This window comes from Nocardia asiatica NBRC 100129, assembly GCF_000308415.1.
GTDB classification, from domain to species: domain Bacteria; phylum Actinomycetota; class Actinomycetes; order Mycobacteriales; family Mycobacteriaceae; genus Nocardia; species Nocardia asiatica.
Genome location: NZ_BAFS01000179.1, coordinates 1 through 7,693 on the forward strand (window position 1 = coordinate 1; position 7,693 = coordinate 7,693).

Consider the following 7,693-nt stretch of genomic DNA (forward strand, 5'->3'; position numbering starts at 1 on the left):
TCGCCTTGGCGGCGGCCTCCAGCGAGAGCAGCGCGGCGCGCACAGCGGATGGTCGTCGGTCCCCGGCCGTCGCGAGCACACGCGTCGGTACCGACGACGATCGGCGGGAGAAGCACGGCGGCACTAGGCTTCGGCGTTTCCGGTGATCTGTCGCTCGAACGCGGTGTGAGCGCGCTCGTCGAAGAGCACGAACCGGACTTCCACCACCGCGGTCTCGGTCGAGCGGAGCGTTTCGACGGCGATCCGCGCGCCGTCGTCCATCGGCCAGCCGAAGATCCCGGTGGAGATCGCCGGGAACGCGACCGTTCGCGCCCCCAATTCCTCCGCCACGCGCAGGGATTCCCGGTAGCACGAGGCCAGCAGTGCGGAACGGTCCTCGCCGTCCGACCACATGGGCCCGACGGTGTGGATCACCCACCGCGCGGGCAGGCGACCCGCCGTGGTAGCCACGGCAGCACCGGTCGGCAGACCCTTGCCGTAGTGCGACGCGCGCAACCGGCGGCACTCCGCCAGGATCTCCGGACCGCCGCGCCGATGGATCGCGCCGTCGACTCCTCCGCCGCCGAGCAGCGCGGAGTTCGCCGCGTTCACCACCGCGTCGACCTCCTGCTCGGTGATGTCACCGCGCACCAGCACCAGTTCGACCATGCTTCGCATTCTGCCCCCGCCACGGTGCGCGGGCCCCGTCCGCCGACCTTGTCGCGGAAGCGGCGAGCGAAGGTTCGCTTGCTCACCTGGCTCGGATCGCCAATTCGGCGACGGTCGGCGGACCGTGCAGGTGCTCCAGCGCCCATTGCCGGGGCCGCGGCGGTCGGCCGAGGCGGCGGACGGCACCGACTACTCGACGTACTGGGCTCGGCCGCCATCGCGCCAAGGCGGGACGACGCAGCGCCGGGCCACCGCGTTCGCGACGCTCGCAGGGACGTTCACGCTGTCGGAGGCAGGCGAAAGCGCATGCCCTAGGGGACACCGGGCGAACCGTCGGCAAATTAGTACTCACCGTGCCCTGAAATCTCCCACGATCAGGCCATCGACGCTTCTACCATCCGAGGATGAGCATTGGTGCGAAAGCTGTCCTCGAAGGCGGGCCGCAAGACCTGCCCACCCGTATCGTCCCGATCACCCCGCCCGGGGTGGAGTTGAAGGTGCCGTTCCGAGGCGGATACGAGCATTTCAAGGTCACCCAACGGGAACAGGACACCGCCGAAGGGCGACTGCGCGTGTACGAGTGGTGCGATCGCACGAAGATCGCGGAGTAGGCCCTTCCTCCCTCCCCGGCGGCGGTGACGCGCCGACCGGCCGCGAAGATCCGACCGAATTCGGCGCGGAGCCCCATGGACAAAAGCGTAACCAATCGGTTACGCTTTTGTCGTGGACGAGGTAGCCGGCGCGATCGCCGATCCGGTGCGCCGGGAGATCATCGAATTGCTCGTCGGCGCCCGGCGCACCGCCGGGGAGATCGCCGGGCATTTCGCGATAAGCCGCCCCGCCGTCAGCAGGCATCTGCGGGTGCTGCGGGAAAGCGGACTGGTACGCGACGAACTCGTGGGCAGGGAGCGCTTCTACGTGCTCGACACCGGCCCGCTGTCGGCGCTCACCGAATGGCTCGCGCGAATCCAGCAGCCGGCCTCCTGGGCACACCACCTCGACGCACTCGAAACCGAGGTCTACCGGACCAGACGCGAGCGTCGGTCCGGCGGCCAGGACGCCCCCCGCGAGGACACCGCATGAGCGGCCGCCCAAGGCGACAGCGCAGCGCGATCACGCAGGGCTCCGCACATGCCAGAAAGGACACCGCATGACCAAGCGACCCACCGGACAACTGTTCCCCGCCGAGGCGGGCAAGGATCTGGTGTTGATCCGCACCTACCGCGCCCCGATCGACGACGTCTGGGCGAGCGTCACCGAACCCGACCGCACCGCACGCTGGTTCGGACCGTGGGAGGGCGAAGCGGGACCGGGACGAACTATCAAGGTGCAAATGGTTTTCGAGGACGAGCAGCCGTGGATGGAGATGCGCATCGACGCCTGCGAGCCACCGCGCCGTCTCGCCGTCTCGGCCGTCGACGACCACGGCTCCTGGCGGCTGGACCTGGCGCTGCGCGAGACGGCGGGAAGCACCGAACTGCGCTTCACCCACCATCTGCGCACCGAGACCGAGATCGCCCAGATTCCCCACATCGGCCCGGGTTGGGAGTACTACCTGGACATGCTCGGGGCGGCCCGCGCGCAGGCCGACCGCCCCGATTTCGCGCTCTACTATCCCGCCATGCAGGAGTACTACGCGGGGTTGATCGACTAGTCGTCGAGCTGGGCGAGCACCTCGTCCGGGATGTCGACGTTGGTGTAGACGTTCTGCACGTCGTCGCTGTCCTCGAGCGCGTCGACGAGTTTGATCACTTTGCGGGCGCCGTCGGCGTCCACCGCGACCGACACCGAGGGCTGGAAGCCGGACTCGGCGGAGTCGTAGTCGATGCCGGCGGTCTGCAGCGCGGTGCGCACCGCGATCAGATCGCCGGGCTCGCTGATGATCTCGAACGACTCACCGAGGTCGTTGACCTCCTCGGCGCCCGCGTCGAGCACCGCGAGCAGCACGTCGTCCTCGGACAGGCCGTTCTTCTCCAGCGTGACGACGCCCTTGCGGTGGAACAGGTAGGCCACCGAGCCCGGGTCGGCCATGTTGCCGCCGTTGCGCGTCATCGCGACCCGGACCTCGCCCGCGGCCCGATTGCGGTTGTCGGTGAGGCACTCGATCAGCACGGCCACGCCGTTGGGCCCGTAGCCCTCGTACATGATCGTCTGCCAGTCGGCGCCGCCCGCCTCTTCACCGCCGCCGCGCTTGCGCGCCCGCTCGATGTTGTCGTTGGGGACCGACGACTTCTTCGCCTTCTGGATGGCGTCGTACAGCGTCGGGTTGCCATCCGGGTCACCGCCACCGGTCCGGGCCGCCACCTCGATGTTCTTGATCAACTTCGCGAACAGCTTGCCGCGCTTCGCGTCGATCGCCGCCTTCTTGTGCTTGGTGGTGGCCCATTTGGAGTGGCCGCTCATTCCCTACTTCCTTCAGGTCGATGGCACGTCTGGTCGTGTGTACGGTACCGGCACGGCCGGGCGGACAACTTCCCCAGCCTACTCGGGCGGCCACGACGGCCGTGCAAAGCGGCCCCGGCTACGCGGCCGACTCCGCTTCGGCGGGCCGGGCGCGAGTCGCACCGGCTCCGCCCGTCAAGCCGACCGGACCATCTCCACGAACATCCGGTGCACCCGCAGATCGCCGGTCACCTCCGGATGGAACGACGTGGCCAGGACGTTGCCCTGCCGCACGGCGACGATCCGCCCGGCGGCCGGACCGTCCGGCACGGTGGCCAGCACCTCGACGCCCTCGCCTGCCCGCTCGACCCACGGCGCCCGGATGAACACCGCGCGCACGGGGCCGTCGGTGAGCCCGGCGAACGGCAGATCGGTTTCGAACGAGTCGACTTGGCGGCCGAACGCGTTGCGCCGCACCGTCATATCGATCCCGGACAGGTGCTCCGCGTCCGGGCGGGTGTCGAGCACCTCGGAGGCGAGCAGGATCATGCCCGCGCAGGAGCCGAACGCGGGCATGCCCTCGCGCAGCCGGGCGCGTACCGGCTCCAGCAGCTCGAACACCGTCAGCAGCTTGCTGATCGCGGTCGACTCGCCCCCGGGCAGCACCAGCGCGTCCACCGCGGCGAGTTCCGAGGAGCGCCGGACCAGCACCGGCTCGGCGCCACAGCGCGCCAGCGCGGCGACGTGCTCCCGGACGTCGCCCTGCAACGCGAGCACGCCGATGGTGGGACGGGACCGTGCCGGTCCGGCGTCGGCGGCGGGTGCGGCGACCGAGGTAGCGTTCACCTCGGAAAGCTTACGAGCCCTGCCGTTGTGGGCCCGCTCACGGTCGCCCTCCGGCGCACTTCGCGGTCAGTCCTCCCGCAACGTGCGGATCAGACCTTCCTGGACCACGGCCGCCACCAGCGTGCCCTCGCGAGTGAAGATCTTGCCGCCGGTCAGGCCGCGGCCGAAACCGGCCGACGGCGAGGACTGGTCGTAGAGCAGCCATTCGTCGGCGCGGAACGGACGCAGGAACCACATCGCGTGATCGAGCGAGGCGTTCTGGGTCGGCTCGTCGGGGTGGACGACCTTGGAAGAACCCAGCAGCGTCATATCGCTCATGTAGGCGAGAGTGCACACGTGCACCAGCGGGTCGTCGGGCAGCAGGTGCCGGTAGCGGAACCACACCTGCTGCTGGGAGACCACGCCGTCGCGCCGGGAGACGTTCTCCTGCGGAACCATGCGGATGTCCCAGTGTTCCCATTCGCGCATCGCCCACAGCCGTTCCGGACTCATCGTGGTGCTCGCGTCGGGGAGATCTTCCGGCAGGGGAACGCCCGGCATGACGTCCTGGTGCTCCGGCCCCTGGTCACCGACGTGGAAGGAGGCCGACATGGTGAAGATCGCGGCCCCGTCCTGGATGCCGGTCACCCGCCGGGTGCAGAACGAGCGGCCGTCCCGGATGCGCTCGACCTGATAGACCGTCGGTTCCTGCGGATTGCCCGGACGCAGGAAGTACCCGTGCAGGGAATGCACCTGGAATCGCGGTTCCACCGTCCGCACCGCGGACACGAGCGCCTGGCCGGCAACCTGGCCGCCGAACGTGCGCGGGAGCTGGGTCTTGGTGGACGCGCCACGAAAGATGTCCCGCTCTAGTCGCTCTATCTCCAGCGCCTCTTCGATTGTCGCCATGCGCTGAGATTATCCCGGCCGCCCACTGCGGCGCCGCTCGGCCGCCGGTGAACCCTCGGCAACACCCCTGCTCCCCCGCCGGCCCGCGGGCGCGATTTGCTGAGATGAACAGGTGCCACGCTTTTCGCCGATCACCCGCGACGGTCTCGTCGAGCAAGTGATCCATCCCGTCCTGACCGCGCGCTCGCACACGGTGATCGCCGTCGACGGCGCCGACGCAGCCGAGCCGGTAGCGCTCGCCCACCGGATCGCCGAGGCGCTACGCGCGGCGGGGCGGTCGGCCGAGGTGGTCTCTCTGCACGACTACGTGCGCCCCGCGTCCCTGCGCATGGAGTTCGGCCGCACCGACGAGATGTCCTATCGCACCGCGTGGTTCGACTACGCCGCGCTGCGCCGCGAAGTCGTCGACGCGCTCCGGCGGCAGGACCGGTGGCTGCCCGCGCTCTGGGACGAAGCCGCCGACCGCTCCGCCCGCGCCGCGATCCGCGCGGCGCCGCCCGCTACCACGATCGTCGTCGCGGGCCCGATGCTCGCGGGCCGCCGCTTGGACGCCGATCTGAGCGTCCGCCTGGACTTGTCCGAGGCCGCGCTGCGCCGCAACACCCCACCCGACGCGCAGTGGACCATTCCCGCCTTACTCCGGCACGACGCCGAGAACCCTTACACGCCAACATTCTTCGTGCGCTGGGATCACGCGGACCGCCCGGCGATTCGAGTCGACGCGGACCGAAAGAAATAGTTCCTTTCCTCCATGCTGGTTCTCGGCGATAGCCGACGACTTCCACGCGACTATGTGGAATTCATCTATGAATGCGCATAGCTGAGTATCGGCATAGGGTAGCCCCGATGACGACAGGTCCGGGTGGACCGATCCGGCCTGGCAGCCGGGCGATGCGGGCTCGGCGCAGCCGCGCTTCATCGCCCGGCTGCGGCGCTCAGGCAGCGCAGGCCGGGGACTGCTGGTTCAGGTTGGTCAACGCCTGGCAGGCCCAGGTCTTCTGGACCTTCCACTTGCCGCCGTCCAGGACGAACGGGACGTCGACCTGGTTCTCCTGCCCGTTGATGGTGAACTTGGCCTGCGCGGTGACGCTGTCGCCGAAGGTGGTCACTCCCGTGACCACTGCCGTGGCGTTCGCCTGCCGGAAAGCTTCGGCCAAGCGGTTGGGCAAGCCGGGGTCGGCTTCGATGCCCTGGACGAGGTCGAGCTTCTGCTCGTTCGGCACCGTGGGGTCGAGTGCCCGCTGCAACAAGGCGTTGAGCTCCTCGACGGTGGGCGCGGCGGGGATCGTCGCGGACGCCGCGGCGCCGGTCGTGGTGCGAGTCGATCGGGTCGAGTCGCTCGTGTCGTCGCCGCCGCAGGCGGCGAGGCTCAGGGCGGCCACCATGGCCAGGCCGGCGGCTGCGAGGCGTCCGGTTCTGCGAAGCTTCAACTGTTCGTCCTTTGCGCTCGGATCGTTCCGACGGTGAGAGGGCGCACAATGGCCGGGGCGGCCATCGAATGGCGAAGCTACTGAACGTGATTGTGAAAACCATGAGACGGCCTTCTGGCCGCTGTAAGAGTTGAACCTAGCACCGGAACCGGCCGGAACGGTCCATCCCGCCCGCGGGCCGTCCATGACGGCCGCGATCAACGGCGGGTGGATCTCGCGCATGCGGTACGTTCTCGCCGGAGCGTGGCAGCGCCGCGCCCCCGGCCGTCGATTCCACGCGCGGCTCCCGGACCAGCGGCGGGTCGCCCGGTTCACCCCCTAGCGCCTCGATCTGCCGGCGGAGTCTCGGCGTCGTGATCGAGGGCCCGCGGCCCGGCGGAAGTACAACTCCTCCGCCGAGACCACGAAGTACCGCAGCCGCCGCGCCTCTGCGCGACGGGACGCTACCGGCCCGCGCTCACCAACCACGCTCGGCCAGGCGGTGCGGCTGGGCGATCTCCTCGACGTTGATGCCGACCATGGCCTCGCCCAGACCGCGCGACACCTTGGCCAGCACGTCCGGGTCGTCGTAGAAGGTGGTGGCCTTGACGATGGCGGCGGCGCGCTGGGCCGGGTTGCCGGACTTGAAGATGCCCGACCCCACGAACACGCCCTCGGCCCCCAGCTGCATCATCATCGCCGCGTCGGCGGGGGTGGCGATGCCGCCCGCGGTGAACAGCACCACCGGCAGCTTGCCGGTCTCCGCGATTTCGCGAACCAGCTCGTAGGGCGCCTGCAACTCCTTGGCCGCGACGAACAGCTCGTCCTCGGGCAGCGACGCCAGCCGGCGGATCTCCTGGCGGATCTTGCGCATGTGCGTCGTCGCGTTGGACACGTCGCCGGTGCCCGCCTCGCCCTTGGAGCGGATCATGGCCGCGCCTTCGGTGATCCGGCGCAGCGCTTCGCCCAGGTTGGTGGCGCCGCAGACGAACGGCACGGTGAAGTTCCACTTGTCGATGTGATTGGCGTAGTCGGCCGGGGTGAGCACCTCGGACTCGTCGATGTAGTCGACGCCGAGGCTCTGCAGGATCTGTGCCTCCACGAAGTGGCCGATCCGGGCCTTCGCCATGACCGGAATCGAGACCGCGGAGATGATGCCGTCGATCATGTCCGGGTCGCTCATCCGGGACACGCCACCCTGGGCGCGGATGTCCGCGGGCACGCGCTCCAGCGCCATCACCGCCACCGCGCCGGCGTCCTCGGCGATCTTGGCCTGCTCCGGCGTGACGACATCCATGATCACCCCGCCCTTGAGCATCTCGGCCATGCCGCGCTTCACGCGGGCGGTGCCGACGGTCTGGGTGGTCTCGGGGGTGGTCACGGCAAATTCCTCCAGCATGTGCGCCAATCGGTCGCTCGGATGCGAACGCCACGATTCTAAGCGGCGGCAAAAGGCCACTTGATAGCCAGTTGGAGGGCACTGGCCTGGTGTGATCTCGGTTATGGCGCCCTGGGCCGGG

The 7,693-nt window shown here is 69.4% G+C and carries 11 protein-coding genes; 5 read left to right on the top strand and 6 right to left on the bottom strand.

Features of this window, described 5'->3' with window-relative positions; all coding sequences use genetic code 11:
- Window positions 1–123: 123 nt before the first annotated feature.
- Complete coding sequence (locus tag ON27_RS16990; RefSeq protein ID WP_086007497.1) at window positions 124–648, bottom strand: O-acetyl-ADP-ribose deacetylase; 525 nt, start codon at window positions 646–648, stop codon at window positions 124–126.
- A 404-nt stretch (window positions 649–1,052) separates the two neighbouring features.
- Between ON27_RS16990 and ON27_RS16995 the strand changes: the two genes are divergently transcribed.
- From ON27_RS16995 to ON27_RS17005, 3 genes are all read left to right on the top strand, one after another.
- On the top strand, window positions 1,053–1,259 hold the full coding sequence (locus ON27_RS16995) for a DUF5988 family protein (protein ID WP_043727712.1): 207 nt from the start codon (window positions 1,053–1,055) through the stop codon (window positions 1,257–1,259).
- A 112-nt stretch (window positions 1,260–1,371) separates the two neighbouring features.
- Window positions 1,372–1,731 carry a metalloregulator ArsR/SmtB family transcription factor gene (locus tag ON27_RS17000; RefSeq protein ID WP_043727716.1) on the top strand — a complete coding sequence of 120 codons (360 nt, stop codon included), beginning with the start codon at window positions 1,372–1,374 and terminating at the stop codon, window positions 1,729–1,731.
- A gap of 67 nt (window positions 1,732–1,798) precedes the next feature.
- Window positions 1,799–2,302, top strand: a complete 504-nt coding sequence (locus tag ON27_RS17005; RefSeq protein ID WP_043727718.1) for an SRPBCC family protein — start codon at window positions 1,799–1,801, stop codon at window positions 2,300–2,302.
- Here the strand turns inward: ON27_RS17005 and ON27_RS17010 are convergent.
- From ON27_RS17010 to ON27_RS17020, 3 genes are all read right to left on the bottom strand, one after another.
- Window positions 2,299–3,051: a YebC/PmpR family DNA-binding transcriptional regulator gene (locus ON27_RS17010; RefSeq protein ID WP_043727721.1), complete on the bottom strand. Its 753-nt coding sequence runs from the start codon at window positions 3,049–3,051 to the stop codon at window positions 2,299–2,301. The two genes, ON27_RS17005 and ON27_RS17010, sit on opposite strands and share 4 nt — an antisense overlap.
- A gap of 174 nt (window positions 3,052–3,225) precedes the next feature.
- A complete protein-coding gene (gene pdxT, locus ON27_RS17015) occupies window positions 3,226–3,876 on the bottom strand; it encodes a pyridoxal 5'-phosphate synthase glutaminase subunit PdxT (RefSeq protein WP_051046694.1) in 651 nt (216 codons plus the stop codon).
- 66 nt (window positions 3,877–3,942) lie between these two features.
- On the bottom strand, window positions 3,943–4,764 hold the full coding sequence (locus tag ON27_RS17020; RefSeq protein ID WP_043727723.1) for an acyl-CoA thioesterase: 822 nt from the start codon (window positions 4,762–4,764) through the stop codon (window positions 3,943–3,945).
- Window positions 4,765–4,876: 112 nt separating this feature from the next.
- Between ON27_RS17020 and ON27_RS17025 the strand changes: the two genes are divergently transcribed.
- The gene (locus ON27_RS17025; protein WP_043727726.1) at window positions 4,877–5,503 is read left to right on the top strand and encodes a nucleoside/nucleotide kinase family protein; all 627 of its coding nucleotides are present in this window, start codon (window positions 4,877–4,879) and stop codon (window positions 5,501–5,503) included.
- 196 nt (window positions 5,504–5,699) lie between these two features.
- On the opposite strand, the gene ON27_RS17030 is transcribed toward ON27_RS17025, so the two are convergent.
- The gene (locus tag ON27_RS17030) at window positions 5,700–6,194 is read right to left on the bottom strand and encodes a WKL family lipoprotein (protein ID WP_043727729.1); all 495 of its coding nucleotides are present in this window, start codon (window positions 6,192–6,194) and stop codon (window positions 5,700–5,702) included.
- A gap of 130 nt (window positions 6,195–6,324) precedes the next feature.
- Between ON27_RS17030 and ON27_RS42915 the strand changes: the two genes are divergently transcribed.
- On the top strand, window positions 6,325–6,516 hold the full coding sequence (locus ON27_RS42915; protein ID WP_157227218.1) for a hypothetical protein: 192 nt from the start codon (window positions 6,325–6,327) through the stop codon (window positions 6,514–6,516).
- A gap of 135 nt (window positions 6,517–6,651) precedes the next feature.
- Here ON27_RS42915 and pdxS read toward each other — a convergent pair whose 3' ends face one another.
- Window positions 6,652–7,572 (bottom strand): pyridoxal 5'-phosphate synthase lyase subunit PdxS, encoded by a 921-nt coding sequence (gene pdxS, locus ON27_RS17035; protein WP_043694364.1) that lies wholly within the window; start codon window positions 7,570–7,572, stop codon window positions 6,652–6,654.
- Between the last annotated feature and the right edge of the window lie 121 nt (window positions 7,573–7,693).